The sequence below is a fragment of the Polaromonas sp. P3_B4 genome, assembly GCF_056402835.1.
In genome coordinates, this window is record NZ_JBFUGQ010000002.1 from 574,169 (window position 1) to 587,334 (window position 13,166).

The following is a 13,166-nucleotide window of genomic DNA, read 5'->3' on the forward strand; positions in this document are numbered from 1 at the left end:
CCCGTATCGGCCTAGTTGTCTTTTTTCTCGTTTTTCGGTTCGACCACGGCTGTCTTGCTGACCAGCACGGGACGTCCCTTGAGCTTGTTGATCGCCTGAGCCAGCTGGAAGTCCTTGTCGCTGCCCAGTTCAGGCGGGCGACGTTGCTCAGGTGTCTTCTTGGCTTCTTCTTCAAGGCGCTTCAGGGCCTCTTCGCGAGCCTTCTCGCGGCCGGCGTCTTTCACTTCAGCGCCCTGGCCGCTGTTGAGGTGTTTCTCAAGGTCGGCTTCACGGGTGCGCAATGCGGCAAAAGGACTGCCTTCAGCGGTTTCATCGACCATGACATCGGGCACGATGCCGCGCGCCTGGATGGATTTCCCGCTGGGCGTGAAGTAACGCGCCGTGGTGAGCTTCAGGCCCGTATCCGGCCCCAGGGGGCGGACGGTTTGCACCGATCCTTTGCCGAAAGTCTGGTTGCCCATGATGGTGGCGCGCTTGTGGTCCTGCAAAGCACCGGCGACGATTTCGCTGGCAGAGGCCGAGCCTTCGTTGACCAGCACCACCAGCGGTACGTTCTTGAGGGCAGCCGGCAGGCGCTTGAGCGGGTCGGCGCCGTTGCGGCGCTGGTAAAACTCGGGCGCAGCCTTGTAGGTGAATTTGCTTTCAGCCAGCTGGCCGTTGGTGGACACCACGGTGACGTTTTCAGGCAGGAAGGCCGACGAGACAGCGACTGCCGCATCCAGCAGGCCGCCCGGGTCATTGCGCAGGTCGAGCACCAGACCCTTGAGGTTGGGCTCCTGCTTGTAAATCTGCTCAAGCTTGGTCACGAAGTCGTCGACCGTGCGTTCCTGGAACTGGCTCAGGCGAATCCACGCGTAGCCGGGCTCCACCACTTTGCTGCGAACCGACTGGGTGCGGATTTCTTCGCGCGTGATGGTGACCGGGAAGGTGCGGTTTTCGTCTTTGCGGAAGATGGTCAGCAGCACCTTGGTCTTGGGTTCGCCGCGCATTTTCTTGACAGCGTCGTTGAGGCTCAGGCCCTTGACTGCCGTGTCATCGATACGTGTGATCAGGTCGTTCGGCTTGAGGCCGGCACGGTCCGCAGGGGAGCCTTCGATGGGAGACACCACTTTGACAAGGCCGTCTTCCTGGCTGATTTCGATGCCGACACCGACAAAACGGCCTGTGGTGCCTTCCCGGAATTCCTTGAACGACTTCTTGTCGAAGTAAACCGAGTGAGGATCAAGACTGGCCACCATGCCGGAAATGGCGTCGGTGATGAGTTTTTTCTCGTCCACCGGTTCGACATAGTCGGTCTTGACCATGCCAAAGACGGCTGCGAGCTGCTGCAGTTCTTCCAGGGGAAGGGGTGCCAGACCGGCACGGGCCACGGCTTGCAGCTGCACGGTGGTGAGGGCTCCGGCCACGGCACCAATTGAAATCCAGCCTGCTATCTTGAGCTTCTGACCCATAGAAAATACCTTCGTAAACCTGTTGAAGAGCCCCTGCTCCCCCTATGTGAAGCAATATACACCTTGGAGAAAGGCTGGCCGCCACAGTTCCGCCATTCGTGCGGCCTGGCGCCGCAAAAGAGCCAAAACAGCCAGTTTTTACAGGACTTTTACAAGAATGGCTCCCGCGGGAGTGCCGGGAGCCATTGAATTGCCCCTCAAGCCTTGCCTTGCGCACCCACGGCCGCTGCCGCCTTGGCCGCGGCCTCACTGTCGCCCAGGTAGTAATGGCGCAAGGGCCGCAGTTCGGCGTCCAGCTCATAGACCAGCGGGATGCCGTTGGGAATGTTGAGTCCCACGATGTCGCTGTCGGAGATGTTGTCCAGGTACTTCACGAGGGCGCGGATGGAATTGCCATGGGCGGCCACCACAATGCGTTTGCCTGCCTTGATGGCCGGCGCCATGGACTCATTCCAGAACGGCAGGACGCGGTCCACCGTGTCCTTGAGGCATTCGGTCAGCGGCACCTGGCCGGGCTGCAGCTTCGCGTAGCGCGGGTCGTTCCGTTCGCTGCGCTCGTCGGAGGCATCAAGCGCCGGGGGCGGCGTGTCATAGCTGCGGCGCCAGATCAGCACCTGCTCGTCGCCGAACTTTTTCGCTGTTTCGGCTTTGTTCAGCCCCTGCAGATCGCCGTAATGCCGCTCGTTGAGACGCCAGCTGTGCACCACGGGCAGCCAGGTGCGGTCCATTTCGTCCAGCGTGTGCCAGAGCGTGCGGGTCGCGCGCTTGAGCACGCTGGTATAGGCCACGTCAAAGTCATAACCTTCGCTTTTGAGCAGTTTGCCGGCGTTTTTGGCCTGCTCGATGCCGGTTTCGGTGAGGTCAACGTCGGCCCAGCCGGTGAAGCGGTTTTCAAGGTTCCAGGTCGATTCGCCGTGGCGGATAAGCACGAGTTTGTACATGATGGGAAGGATGGGGAGTGGAAAAAGGGGAATAAGGAGGACGGCCGGCAGGGCGTTTTCTCCCTCTATTTTAAGAGCCTGTCTACGATCTAAAAGGGCCGCGCAAGCATCTTCTCGGGATGGGATGCAAGGCGCGGTGTGCTGCCCATAGCTTAGCTATGGGTTAGCGCCGCAACGCCGCAGACCGCCCGAGAAGGTGCTTGCCCTCCGGGTTGGGGTGAAATCGGGCGATTGAGCCCCCCAGCCCCTTGCATGGGCATTAGCCCATGCGGCGTGCCCGGTCGGCTCACTCATCCCGATTGCACCCCAACGCGACCCGTTTAGATCGTAGACAGGCTCTAAAATCATGGGTTCGCTGAAAAAGCGCTCCAAGACACACAAAGGGTACAACGTGAAATTTCTGATCGATAACTGGATGCTGATTTCGATAGCGGTCGCCTCGGGCGGCATGCTGGTTTGGCCCATGATTGCCAGCGGCATGAACGCCGGCGCGCTCACGGCCAGCGGCGCCGTACAGCTGATCAACCGCGAAAAAGCGGTGGTGGTGGACGTCAGCGAGGCCGAAGAATTCGCTGCCGGCCATGTCACGGGCGCCAAAAACGTGCCTTTCAGCGAGCTGGAAGGAAAACTCCCCGCCACCGTCAAAAACAAGGCTTTGCCGCTGATTTTGGTGTGCGCCACGGGTGCCCGCGCCGGCCGCGCCGTCGCCGTCGCCAAAAAGCTCGGCTACGAGCAGGCCCAATCACTGGGCGGTGGGCTCAAAGCGTGGAAAGAGGCTAACCTGCCACTTGAGAAGGCCTGATCAGATCAGTTCAGTTCTGAGCAGTTTCCTGATCCGGTTTTTGGCAGGCATGAAAGCTGCAACGCCATGGCGACCGGGCGTTGGCCCGGCTTTCACCCTGGCTATCCATTTTTCCTGCGCTGCGCGTAGACCAGCTCCTCCGGAGGAACCATGCAAACCGTCAAAATTTACACCACGGGTACCTGCCCTTATTGCATCCAGGCCAAGCAGATATTGAAGCAGCGCGGCGTCACCGAGCTTGACGAAATTCGTGTGGACATGGTGCCCGGTGAACGCCAGAAAATGATGGACATCACCGGCCGGCGCACCGTGCCGCAGATTTTTATCGGCGACACCCACGTAGGCGGCTGCGACGACCTGATGGCCCTCGACAGCCGCGGCGGCCTGATGCCTCTATTGAATCCCGCCGCCTGATCTCTCTTCGCCAGCATGAGCCCCGGAACCGGCTTTGCCGGGCCGGAGGGCGGGCGGCCCCCTCGGGGGGTAGGGAGCTACACGAAGTGAGCGACCGTGGGGGCCACATCCACGGGTCCATATAATCATTCGCTGGTCGCCGGCTTGCCGCGCATCTGAACCCCAACTTTCCCCCGTACCCGAAAGAGCACCATGGCTGAAGCCAATCTTGACCCTGTATTCCAGATCCAGCGCGTTTACCTCAAGGACGTGTCGCTGGAGCAGCCCAATTCGCCCGAAATCCTGCTGAGCCCGGAGCAGCCTGCGGTTGACATCCAGCTGGGCGTGGGTGCCACCCCTGTGGCAGACGGCCTTTTTGAGGTTTCCGTGACGGCCACCGTGCAGACGAAAATCGGCGACAAAACCGTGTTTCTGGTGGAAGCCAAGCAGGCCGGCATCTTTGAAATCCGCAATGTGCCCGAAGACCAGATGGGCGCCATCCTGGGCATTGCCTGCCCGCAAATCGTCTACCCCTACTTGCGCGGCAATGTCGCTGACGTGATCCAGCGCGGCGGCTTCCCGCCTGTGCACATGGCTGAAATCAACTTCCAGGCCATGTACGAACAGCAGCAGGCCCAGGCCGCTGCCGAATCGGCCGCTCCCCAGATCATCGTTTGATGGGCTGCCGGGGCTGCCCGGTGTCTGTCTTCTCGCCCATCCACGCATGAAAATTCTGGTCATCGGTGCCGGCGCCTGGGGTACGGCTGTGGCCGTGAGCAGCGCGGCCCGGCACGATGTCACCCTGTGGGCGCGCGATGCTGCGCAGGCCAAAGACTTGCAGGCCAGCCGCACCAATGCCCGCTACCTGCCTGGCGTTCCCCTGCCTGCCAGCCTGCGGCTGCAAGGCGGCGATGTACCTCTGGCAGAGGCGATTCAAGGGCAGCACCTCCTCATCCTGGCAACGCCCGTTTCAGCGGCGCGCAACATGCTGCAGTCCCTGCAGCACGCCAGCGTTCCCGTGGCCTGGCTGAGCAAAGGTTTTGAGGCGCCTCTTGCCTCAGCCCCGTCTTCAGCATCATTTGGCCTGATGGTCCATGAAATACGGGCGCAAGCTGCTATCAATTTAAGAGCGGGTGTGCTCAGCGGGCCCAGCTTCGCCCTCGAAGTCGCCCGCGGCCAGCCGACCGCGCTGGTGGCCGCCAGTGAACATCCTGAAGTACGCGAAGCGCTGGTAGCCGCCTTTCACAGCGCCACCCTGCGCGTTTACGCCAATGACGATGTCGTGGGGGTGGAGGTGGGCGGCGCCGTCAAGAACGTGCTGGCGATCGCCACGGGGCTTTGCGACGGGTTGCAGCTGGGGCTGAACGCCCGCGCTGCACTGATTACCCGCGGCCTGGCCGAAATGACACGGCTGGGTGTGGCGCTGGGCGCCCGGGCCGAAACCTTCACCGGCCTGTCGGGCCTGGGCGATCTGGTATTGACGGCCACCGGCGACCTGAGCCGCAACCGCAAGGTGGGCCTGTTGCTGGCCGAGGGCAAGACGCTGGCACAGGCCGTGGATTCGCTGGGGCATGTGGCCGAGGGCGTGTATTGCGCCCGCACCGTGGTGCAGCGCGCGGCCGGTTTGGGCATCGAGATGCCGATTGCACAAAGCGTGGTGGCCTTGCTGGACGGCAAGCTCAGGCCGGCTGAGGCTGTGGCGGCGCTGATGGGCCGCGATCCGACTGCCGAACTGGCCTGACTGCGCGGTTGATTTTTCCGGGTTCCCGTTTTTGCTATTGAATTAATAGCTGCTTGCGCTTACCCCTATTGGGCTAAAGCCCTGAAACATCATTAATTCGCGAAGCAGGGGCCGCCCCTACTTTCGCAAATGCAGCGTCACCAGCAGCGATGCATCCTGCACCGCGGTCAGGCCGTGTTCCACGCCGCCCGCCAGCCACAGCAGCTGGCCTGCCTTCATGCGCTGGGTTTGCCCCTCCGCCGTGAAGGCCACTTCACCCTCCAGGCATTGCACGGTGATTTCGCCCTTGACCCGGTGCGAGGGCACCAGCTTGCCTGCCGGCACGATGAGGCGCATGACTTCCAGCTCATCGCTTTTGAACAGCGCGACGGTCCGGGCCTCCAGGAGCTTGCCTGCCAGCGGCTGGACGTCGATGAGTTGCCCGGAGGCGGCGTGGGGAATGGCCATGGTGAAGCTCCTGCAAAGGTGGCGGCATATGCCTGAACCAACTGAAAGCGTTATACCCCAAGGCCCGCCCGGGCAGGCCCTAAACCACCTTGTTGTACGCCAGGAAGATGTCGTCGCGAACCCAACCCAGGGACTCATACAGCGCCTGCGCGGTGTGGTTGGTCCTGGCGGTGGTGAGGTCCAGCCGCGCAAAGCCGTGCTGTTTTGCGTGCACGTGGGCGGCCTGCATCAGCGCGCGGCCGGCGCCGCTCTTGCGTGAAGCGGGCGCTACATACAGGTCATACAGCGTGTAGATGGGCTGGGCGATCACCGAGCAGAAGCCGGGATACAGCTGACAGAAGCCGGCGAGCGGGCCGGCACCGGGCGCGCCTTCCGGCTCGGCCACCAGGATGACCGATTCGCGGTTTCGCATCCGGTTGCCGATGAAGTCCAGCGCCAGCGCGGCATCAGCGGGCTGTTCGTAAAACTGGCGGTAGGCGTCAAACAGCGCGGCCACGGCCGGCAGGTCGTCCAAAGTGGCAAGGCGTACGGAGGGGGTGTTCATGTTGAGCTGTTAAAAAAGACAAAAATCCGCCATCAGGCGTCAACTGGGGTTTTTTAAAGAAAAATGGCTACAGACCAGTCTGAATAAGCGCGGGCAGCTATCAAAAATGGAGCAACGTGGCGGCCCGCCGGATGACCTCCGGCGGTGGCCGGAATTGGCCGGAGTTTGGTCCGGGCCTAGATTTCCAGGTTGTCAATCAGCCGGGTGCTGCCCAGCTTGGCCGCGCCCAGCACCACCAGCGGCACATCGGCCAGCGGGCCCTGCGGCGCCAGCAGGTCGGCGCGGCGGCGCACGGTCAGGTAGTCGGGCTTCCAGCCGCGGCGGGCCAGCGCCTGCATGGCCTGCGCTTCCAGGGCTGGCAGGTCGGGCGTGCCGCTGGCGCGGGCGGCTTCGCCCAATGCGCGTATCGCTTTGGACAGCTCCACCGCTTCGGCGCGCTGGGTGGCGTTCAGGTAGCCGTTGCGTGACGACAGCGCCAGGCCGTCTTCGGCGCGCTGGGTTTCACCGGCCAGGATCTCGATCGGCAACGCGAACTGCTGTACCATGCGGCGCACCACCATCACCTGCTGGTAATCCTTCTTGCCGAAAGCCGCCACGCCCGTGGGCATACCGGCAAACACGCAGGAAAACAGCTTGAGCACCACGGTGCTCACACCGATAAAAAAACCGGGCCTGAAGTGGCCTTCAAGGATGTCGCTCAAGTCGGTGGCCGGATGCACCTTGTAGCTTTGCGGCTCGGGGTAAAGGTGCTTTTCCAGCGGGGCAAACAGCACGTTGCAGCCGGCCTCTTTCAGGCGCTCGGCATCGGCGTCCAGCGTGCGCGGGTAGCTGTCGAAGTCTTCATGCGGCGCGAACTGCAGGCGGTTCACGAAGATGCTGGAGACGCTCACGTCGCCCAGCGGCTTGGCCTGCCTGACGAGGGCGATGTGGCCGTCGTGCAGGTTGCCCATGGTGGGCACGAAGGAAGGGCGTTTAAACGGGCTGAGGGCCTCGCGCAGCTCCGGGATGGTGTGGACGATCTGCATCTTGTCTCCTGAAAGGGGCGGTGGGGCTACCAGGCGTGGGTGGCATTCACCGGAAAGCTGCCGTCTTTTACGGCGCGCACATAGGCTTCCATGGCGCCGCGCACACTGGCGGTCTTGTTGTCCGGGCCTTCCATGAAGTTGCGCACAAACTTCGGCATCTTGCCCAGGTTCATGCCCAGCATGTCGTGCAGCACCAGCACCTGGCCGGCAGTGCCGTTGCCCGCACCAATGCCGATGGTGGCGCAATGGGTGAGTTCTTGTGTGAGCGTGGCCGACAGGGCCGCAGGCACCATCTCCAGCACCATCATGGCGGCGCCTGCGTCCTGCAGCTCGCGCGCGTGGCGCGTCATCGTGGCAGCGGCTTCGTCGCCCTTGCCCTGCACGCGGTAGCCGCCCAGCGCGTGCACGGTTTGCGGTGTCAGCCCCAAGTGGGCGCAGACCGGGATGCCGCGCTCGACCAGGAAGCGCGTCGTCTCGGCCGTCCAGCCGCCGCCTTCAAGTTTGACCATGTGGGCACCGGCCTGCATCAGCACCGCGGCACTGCGCAGCGCCTGCTCTTTGGACTCGTGGTAACTGCCAAACGGCAAATCGCCGATCAGCCAGGCCGTGGCCTGCGAACGGCGCAGGCCGTTGGCCACGCATTCGGTGTGGTGGCGCATGGTCTCCAGCGTCACGCCGACGGTGCTGGTCAGGCCCTGGCAGACCATGCCCAGCGAGTCGCCCACCAGGATGCATTCCACGCCGGCAGCGTCGGCCACGGCGGCAAAGGTGGCGTCGTAGGCGGTCAGCATGGTGATCTTTTCGCCATGCGCCTGCATTTCACGCAGACGCGGCAGGCTGACCGGCTTGCGCGCAGGCGGCGTGGCAGGCGTAGACGAAGGCGGCAGCGTGCCGTAGGGCGTGACGGAAGTATTGGGAGGTGTCGTCATGGGGCAGGTCCGGAATTTAGCGAGAGTCTAACCAGCTTCAGCGTGCTTTTTTGTGTTCGATTTAGAGAGTCCAGACAAGCCGTGCGTCTTAGCGCGCTTCAGGCGCGGACCGGCTCATGCCCAGGCGCTCGAGCAGCTTCACATCGGCCTCGGTGTCGGGGTTGCCGGTGGTCAGCAGCTTGTCGCCGTAAAAAATCGAATTGGCACCGGCCAGGAAACACAGCGCCTGCACGCCGTCGCCCATTTGCTGGCGGCCCGCCGACAGGCGCACGCGTGCCGTCGGCATGGTGATGCGGGCCACGGCAATCGTGCGCACGAATTCAAAGGGGTCCAGATCGGCCTGGTTGGCCAGCGGCGTGCCTTCAATTTTCACCAGGTTGTTGATGGGCACTGACTCGGGGTAGGGCGTGAGGTTGGCGAGCTCGGCCACGAGGCCGGCGCGCTGGCGGCGCGTCTCACCCATGCCGACGATGCCGCCGCAGCAGACCTTGACGCCGGCGCTGCGCACGCGCGCCAGTGTGTCCAGGCGGTCCTGGTAGTCGCGCGTGGTGATGATGTCGCCGTAAAAATCAGGCGCGCTGTCGAGGTTGTGGTTGTAGTAGTCCAGGCCCGCGCTTTGCAATGTTTGCGCGTGGCCGTCTTCCAGCATGCCCAGCGTGGCGCAGGTCTCCAGGCCTAGCGCCTTCACCGTGCGCACCAGCTCGGCGACTTTTTCAATGTCGCGGTCTTTGGGCGAGCGCCACGCGGCGCCCATGCAAAAACGTGTGGCGCCCGCGGCTTGCGCACGCTGGGCGGCGGCCAGCACTTCGGCCGGCTCCATCAGCTTGCTGGCTTCCACGCCGGTGTCGTAGCGCGCGGCCTGCGGGCAGTAGCCGCAGTCTTCGGCGCAGCCACCGGTCTTGACGGACAGCAGCGTGGCGAACTCGATGTGCGTGGGATCGAAGTTTTCGCGGTGCACCGTTTGGGCGCGGTGCATCAGCTCCGGAAAAGGCAGGTTGAACAGCGCTTCGATGGCGTCTACGCTCCAGCGTTCGGTGCCGGCCTTTTCAGCTGGCGATGGCTGAGGGCGCGGGCGGTGAAGCGTGATGGTTTGTTCTGCAACGTGGGGCATGGTTCTCTTTCCTTTCGGGGAATGGTTTTTGAGTCTATCTGATGCGTTTTTCTGAAGCTTGCTTCAGCCTGGCAGCGGATGCTTTGCCAGGGCTGTCAGGGCTTCGACCAGCAGGTCGATATCGGCTTCGGTGTGCGCGGCCGACAGCGCAATGCGAAGGCGCGCCGTGCCATCGGGCACGGTGGGCGGGCGAATCGCCGGCACCCAGATGCCGCGTATGCGCAGGCCTTCCATCACGGCCAGGGCTTCGTCGTTGCGGCCGATCAGCAGCGGCTGGATGGCGGTCTGCGAGGGTGGCAGTTGCCAGTGGCTGCCTTTCAGGCCCGCCAGCAAGCCGCTGCGCAACCGCGCAATGAGTTGCTGCAAATGCGTGCGGCGCCAGTTATCCTGTTCAATCAGTGCAAGGCTGGCGCGCAGCGCGCTGGCCAGCAGCGCCGGCGCGGCAGTGGCAAAAATATAACTGCGGGTTTTTTGCAGCAGCCATTCAACCAGGGCCTCGTCGCCCGCTACAAACGCACCGGCCACGCCTGCCGCCTTGCCCAGCGTGGCCATGTAGAGCACGCGGCGCGAGGCCTTGGCGCCATACAACCCCGCGGCGGCCAGGCTGCCGCGCCCTTGCGGGCCCAGCACGCCGAAGCCATGTGCATCGTCCAGCAGCAGCAGGGCGTCATGGCGCTCGCACAGCGCCAGCAGGGCGGGAATGTCGGCGCTGTCGCCGTCCATGCTGAACACCGCGTCGCTGATCACCAGCTTGCGCGGCGCGTCGCTTTGCGCGAGCTCTCGCGCCAGCGCGTCCAGGTCGGTGTGTGCGTAGCGGTGGATTTTTGCGCGCGACAGCCTTGCGCCGTCAATCAGGCAGGCGTGATTCAGTGCATCCGAAAAGATCGCGTCGCCGGCACCCACCAGCGCCGGCACGATGCCGATGTTGGTGGCGTAGCCCGCGTAAAAATACAACGCGCGCGGCAGGCCCACGAAGGCCGCGAGTTCGCGTTCCAGCGCCTCGTTGGCGGCGCTGTGGCCACTGACCAGTGGCGATGCACCCGACCCGACACCGTAGGCTTGTGCGCCGGTGCAGGCTGCCTGCACCAGGGCCGGGTGCGCGGCCAGGCCGAGGTAGTCATTGCTGCAAAAGGCCAGCATGCTTTGCCCGTCAACCGAGAGACGTGCGCCGCTTTCAGGCATGACCACGCGGCGCTGGCGGCGCAGGTGCGTGCGGTCCAGTTCGGAAACGCGTGCCGGAAATTCGTCGAGCCAGGAGGAGGTGATGTTCATTGCCATTCAGTGGGGAGGTTGATGGTGACCTTGCGTGCGTCAATGTTGGGTTGCCAGGGAACGGTGGCCAGCAATGGCGCCTGCAACTGCTTTTGTAGAAAGGCGATGTTGTCCCCCTGCGCCAGCATGTTTGGGTCAATGTGGTTGGCCACCCAGCCGGCCAGTGTGAGACCGCGCGCGCGGATGGCTTCGGCGGTGAGCAGGGCGTGGTTCAGGCAGCCCAGCCGCAGACCCACCACCAGCACCACGGGCAGGCCCAGCGCCTGGGCCAGATCGGCGCCGGTCTCCGTGGGCGAGAGCGGCACATGAAAGCCGCCCGCGCCTTCCACCACCACGGCATCGGCCTGCAGCGCGAGCTGGCGGTGGCAGGCTACCAGGTGGGCAATGTCAATGCGCGCACCGGCGCGGGCGGCTGCGATGTGTGGTGACACCGGGTCGGGCAGCAGCACCGGGTTGTCGAGTTCGGGTGGTACGCGGCAACTGGAAGCTGCGCGCAGGGCGAGCACGTCTTCGTTGGCATCTACACCGTCAATCGGCACCGTGCCTGCCGCCACCGGCTTCATGCCCACCACACGCAGATGCCGGTGGGCCAGCGCATGCAACAGTGCAGCGCTGACCAGCGTTTTGCCCACGCCGGTGTCGGTGCCGGTGACAAACAGCGAAACCGTCTTGTGCGCCGCTTCAGCCATGTGCAGTAATTTCTTCGGCCAGGGTGGCGTCAAGCGCGGCCAGCGCGCCGCGCGCCAGGTGGCCAATCGCCTCTTCGTCCATCACATAGGGAGGCATGGCGTAGACCGTGTGGCCGATTGGGCGCAGCAGCACGCCGTGGGCCATGGCGTGCTGCGTGTAGCGGCGTGCGAAGTGAGGCACCGTCGTGGGCTCGATGTCCCAAGCCCAGATCATGCCCAGCCTGCGTGCGTTCCGTACAGCAGAGTGCTGAGTCAGCGGCGCGAAGGCCCGGTCCAGGGTGTTGGCCAGGACTGCGTTGTCTGCCAGCACATCGGTTTGCTCGAACAGCTCCAGCGTGGCCAGCGCGGCGCGGCAGGCCAGCGGATTGCCGGTGTAGGAATGCGAATGCAAAAAGCCGCGCGCCACGTCGTCGTCATAAAACGCCTCGTATACCGCGTCGGTCGTCAGCACCGCCGACAGCGGCAGCGTGCCGCCCGTGAGTCCTTTCGAGAGACAGATGAAGTCAGGCCGTATGCCCGCCTGCCGGTGCGCGAACATGGTGCCGGTGCGGCCAAAGCCGGTGGCGATTTCATCGGCAATCAAATGCACCTCATAGCGGTCGCACAGTGCGCGCGCTTCGCGCAGGTAGGCGGCATCGTGCATGGCCATGCCGGCCGCGCACTGCACCATGGGCTCCAGGATGAGCGCGGCGGTTTGCGCATGATGCTGCTCCAGCCAGCTTTGCAGGTCTGCGGCTGCGTGACGTGCTACGTCTGCAGCGCTTTCACTGGGCTGCGCGCCGCGTGCGTCGGGGCTGGGCACGGTGGCGGCCAGCCGCACCAGCGGCGCATAGGCTTCACGAAAAATGGCAATGTCCGTCACGGCCAGTGCGCCCACGGTCTCGCCGTGGTAACCGCCTGCGAGCCCGATGAAGCGGCACTTTTCAGGCTTTCCGGTGTTGCGCCAGTAATGCGCGCTCATCTTCAGCGCGATCTCTGTGGCGCTGGCGCCGTCGCTGCCGTAAAAAGCATGGCCCAGCCCGGTCAATGCGCCCAGCCGCTCAGACAGCTCCACCACCGGCTGGTGCGTGAAACCGGCCAGCATGACGTGGTCAAGCCGATCCAGCTGGTCGCGCAGCGCCGCCTTGATGTGCGGATGGCCGTGGCCGAACAGGTTGACCCACCACGAGCTGATGCCGTCCAGGTAACGCCGGCCTTCAAAGTCGTACAGCCAGACCCCTTCGGCCCTGGCGATGGGTACCGGGGGGTGCGCCTCGTGCAGCTTCATCTGCGTGCAGGGGTGCCACACATGGCGCAGGCTGCGCTGGATCATTGAGAGGTTGTCCATGGAGGCCCGTGGTGAGGAGTGGAGGGCGAAAGCTCAGGCGTGCGCTGCAAGCCGGAGCTAAAGCACGAGTCGGGCGCGGGTCAGGGCTTCTGCACCGGAATGGTCGAGCGCTCTTCCTTGATGCGGTTGTCCGGATTGACGAACACCAGCTTGGGGCTGAAGCCCGCGACATGCTCTTCATGCACCTGCGCAAACGCCGCGATGATGACAAGGTCGCCCACGGCGGCGCGCCGCGCGGCGGAACCGTTGACCGAAATGATGCGGCTGCCGCGTTCGGCACGAATGGCGTAGGTGATGAAGCGTTCGCCGTTGTTGATGTTCCAGATGTGCACCTGCTCGTTCTCTGCCAGGTTGGCGGCATCCAGCAGGTCTTCGTCGATGGCGCAGGAGCCTTCGTAGTTGAGTTCGCAGTGGGTTACCGCAGCGCGGTGAATCTTGGACTTGAGCAGGGTTCTGAACATGATGTGTGTAGGGTGTACCCAGGCAAAAGGAAA

At 63.9% G+C, this 13,166-nt stretch carries 15 protein-coding genes; 4 read left to right on the forward strand and 11 right to left on the reverse strand.

Annotated elements, in window-relative coordinates:
- Positions 1 to 11 precede the first annotated feature (11 nt).
- The gene (locus AC1DVV_RS19485; protein ID WP_457279634.1) at positions 12 to 1,451 is read right to left on the reverse strand and encodes a S41 family peptidase; all 1,440 of its coding nucleotides are present in this window, start codon (positions 1,449 to 1,451) and stop codon (positions 12 to 14) included.
- 197 nt (positions 1,452 to 1,648) lie between these two features.
- Positions 1,649 to 2,392, reverse strand: a complete 744-nt coding sequence (gene gpmA, locus AC1DVV_RS19490; RefSeq protein WP_477701742.1) for a 2,3-diphosphoglycerate-dependent phosphoglycerate mutase — start codon at positions 2,390 to 2,392, stop codon at positions 1,649 to 1,651.
- 391 nt (positions 2,393 to 2,783) lie between these two features.
- Here gpmA and AC1DVV_RS19495 point away from each other — a divergent pair, with 391 nt between their 5' ends.
- The 4 genes from AC1DVV_RS19495 (at position 2,784) to AC1DVV_RS19510 (ending at position 5,328) form a co-directional block, all read left to right on the forward strand.
- Positions 2,784 to 3,194, forward strand: coding sequence for a rhodanese-like domain-containing protein (locus tag AC1DVV_RS19495; protein ID WP_457279632.1), 411 nt, complete (start codon positions 2,784 to 2,786; stop codon positions 3,192 to 3,194).
- 150 nt (positions 3,195 to 3,344) lie between these two features.
- Positions 3,345 to 3,608 (forward strand): glutaredoxin 3, encoded by a 264-nt coding sequence (gene grxC, locus AC1DVV_RS19500; protein WP_457279631.1) that lies wholly within the window; start codon positions 3,345 to 3,347, stop codon positions 3,606 to 3,608.
- 192 nt (positions 3,609 to 3,800) lie between these two features.
- A complete protein-coding gene (secB, locus tag AC1DVV_RS19505; RefSeq protein ID WP_457279630.1) occupies positions 3,801 to 4,265 on the forward strand; it encodes a protein-export chaperone SecB in 465 nt (154 codons plus the stop codon).
- A 46-nt stretch (positions 4,266 to 4,311) separates the two neighbouring features.
- Complete coding sequence (locus tag AC1DVV_RS19510; RefSeq protein WP_477701743.1) at positions 4,312 to 5,328, forward strand: NAD(P)H-dependent glycerol-3-phosphate dehydrogenase; 1,017 nt, start codon at positions 4,312 to 4,314, stop codon at positions 5,326 to 5,328.
- Between the two features lie 117 nt (positions 5,329 to 5,445).
- Here AC1DVV_RS19510 and AC1DVV_RS19515 read toward each other — a convergent pair whose 3' ends face one another.
- The 9 genes from AC1DVV_RS19515 to panD all read right to left on the reverse strand — a co-directional run bounded on the left by AC1DVV_RS19515 (position 5,446) and on the right by panD (position 13,133).
- On the reverse strand, positions 5,446 to 5,775 hold the full coding sequence (locus AC1DVV_RS19515; RefSeq protein ID WP_457279628.1) for a cupin domain-containing protein: 330 nt from the start codon (positions 5,773 to 5,775) through the stop codon (positions 5,446 to 5,448).
- A 79-nt stretch (positions 5,776 to 5,854) separates the two neighbouring features.
- Positions 5,855 to 6,319 carry a GNAT family N-acetyltransferase gene (locus tag AC1DVV_RS19520; RefSeq protein ID WP_457279627.1) on the reverse strand — a complete coding sequence of 155 codons (465 nt, stop codon included), beginning with the start codon at positions 6,317 to 6,319 and terminating at the stop codon, positions 5,855 to 5,857.
- Positions 6,320 to 6,495: 176 nt separating this feature from the next.
- The gene (panC, locus tag AC1DVV_RS19525) at positions 6,496 to 7,344 is read right to left on the reverse strand and encodes a pantoate--beta-alanine ligase (RefSeq protein WP_457279626.1); all 849 of its coding nucleotides are present in this window, start codon (positions 7,342 to 7,344) and stop codon (positions 6,496 to 6,498) included.
- 26 nt (positions 7,345 to 7,370) lie between these two features.
- A complete protein-coding gene (gene panB / locus AC1DVV_RS19530) occupies positions 7,371 to 8,273 on the reverse strand; it encodes a 3-methyl-2-oxobutanoate hydroxymethyltransferase (RefSeq protein ID WP_457279625.1) in 903 nt (300 codons plus the stop codon).
- Positions 8,274 to 8,361: 88 nt separating this feature from the next.
- A complete protein-coding gene (gene bioB, locus AC1DVV_RS19535) occupies positions 8,362 to 9,384 on the reverse strand; it encodes a biotin synthase BioB (protein WP_477701744.1) in 1,023 nt (340 codons plus the stop codon).
- A gap of 63 nt (positions 9,385 to 9,447) precedes the next feature.
- Complete coding sequence (gene bioF / locus AC1DVV_RS19540; protein WP_477701745.1) at positions 9,448 to 10,656, reverse strand: 8-amino-7-oxononanoate synthase; 1,209 nt, start codon at positions 10,654 to 10,656, stop codon at positions 9,448 to 9,450.
- Positions 10,653 to 11,345 (reverse strand): dethiobiotin synthase, encoded by a 693-nt coding sequence (gene bioD, locus AC1DVV_RS19545; RefSeq protein ID WP_457279622.1) that lies wholly within the window; start codon positions 11,343 to 11,345, stop codon positions 10,653 to 10,655. The genes bioF and bioD overlap by 4 nt, the downstream gene beginning before the upstream one ends.
- A complete protein-coding gene (locus AC1DVV_RS19550) occupies positions 11,338 to 12,672 on the reverse strand; it encodes an adenosylmethionine--8-amino-7-oxononanoate transaminase (RefSeq protein ID WP_477701746.1) in 1,335 nt (444 codons plus the stop codon). The genes bioD and AC1DVV_RS19550 overlap by 8 nt, the downstream gene beginning before the upstream one ends.
- Before the next feature lie 80 nt (positions 12,673 to 12,752).
- The gene (gene panD, locus AC1DVV_RS19555) at positions 12,753 to 13,133 is read right to left on the reverse strand and encodes an aspartate 1-decarboxylase (RefSeq protein WP_431095265.1); all 381 of its coding nucleotides are present in this window, start codon (positions 13,131 to 13,133) and stop codon (positions 12,753 to 12,755) included.
- Positions 13,134 to 13,166 lie beyond the last annotated feature (33 nt).

Bases quoted from the DNA above. Each gene is read 5' to 3' on its own strand.
- AC1DVV_RS19550 (WP_477701746.1), bottom strand. From the start codon at position 12,672: ATGGACAACCTCTCAATGATCCAGCGCAGCCTGCGCCATGTGTGGCAC.
- grxC (WP_457279631.1), top strand. From the start codon at position 3,345: ATGCAAACCGTCAAAATTTACACCACGGGTACCTGCCCTTATTGCATC.
- secB (WP_457279630.1), top strand. From the start codon at position 3,801: ATGGCTGAAGCCAATCTTGACCCTGTATTCCAGATCCAGCGCGTTTAC.
- AC1DVV_RS19515 (WP_457279628.1), bottom strand. From the start codon at position 5,775: ATGGCCATTCCCCACGCCGCCTCCGGGCAACTCATCGACGTCCAGCCG.
- bioB (WP_477701744.1), bottom strand. From the start codon at position 9,384: ATGCCCCACGTTGCAGAACAAACCATCACGCTTCACCGCCCGCGCCCT.
- bioF (WP_477701745.1), bottom strand. From the start codon at position 10,656: ATGAACATCACCTCCTCCTGGCTCGACGAATTTCCGGCACGCGTTTCC.
- AC1DVV_RS19485 (WP_457279634.1), bottom strand. From the start codon at position 1,451: ATGGGTCAGAAGCTCAAGATAGCAGGCTGGATTTCAATTGGTGCCGTG.
- AC1DVV_RS19520 (WP_457279627.1), bottom strand. From the start codon at position 6,319: ATGAACACCCCCTCCGTACGCCTTGCCACTTTGGACGACCTGCCGGCC.
- bioD (WP_457279622.1), bottom strand. From the start codon at position 11,345: ATGGCTGAAGCGGCGCACAAGACGGTTTCGCTGTTTGTCACCGGCACC.
- panD (WP_431095265.1), bottom strand. From the start codon at position 13,133: ATGTTCAGAACCCTGCTCAAGTCCAAGATTCACCGCGCTGCGGTAACC.
- panB (WP_457279625.1), bottom strand. From the start codon at position 8,273: ATGACGACACCTCCCAATACTTCCGTCACGCCCTACGGCACGCTGCCG.
- AC1DVV_RS19510 (WP_477701743.1), top strand. From the start codon at position 4,312: ATGAAAATTCTGGTCATCGGTGCCGGCGCCTGGGGTACGGCTGTGGCC.
- gpmA (WP_477701742.1), bottom strand. From the start codon at position 2,392: ATGTACAAACTCGTGCTTATCCGCCACGGCGAATCGACCTGGAACCTT.
- panC (WP_457279626.1), bottom strand. From the start codon at position 7,344: ATGCAGATCGTCCACACCATCCCGGAGCTGCGCGAGGCCCTCAGCCCG.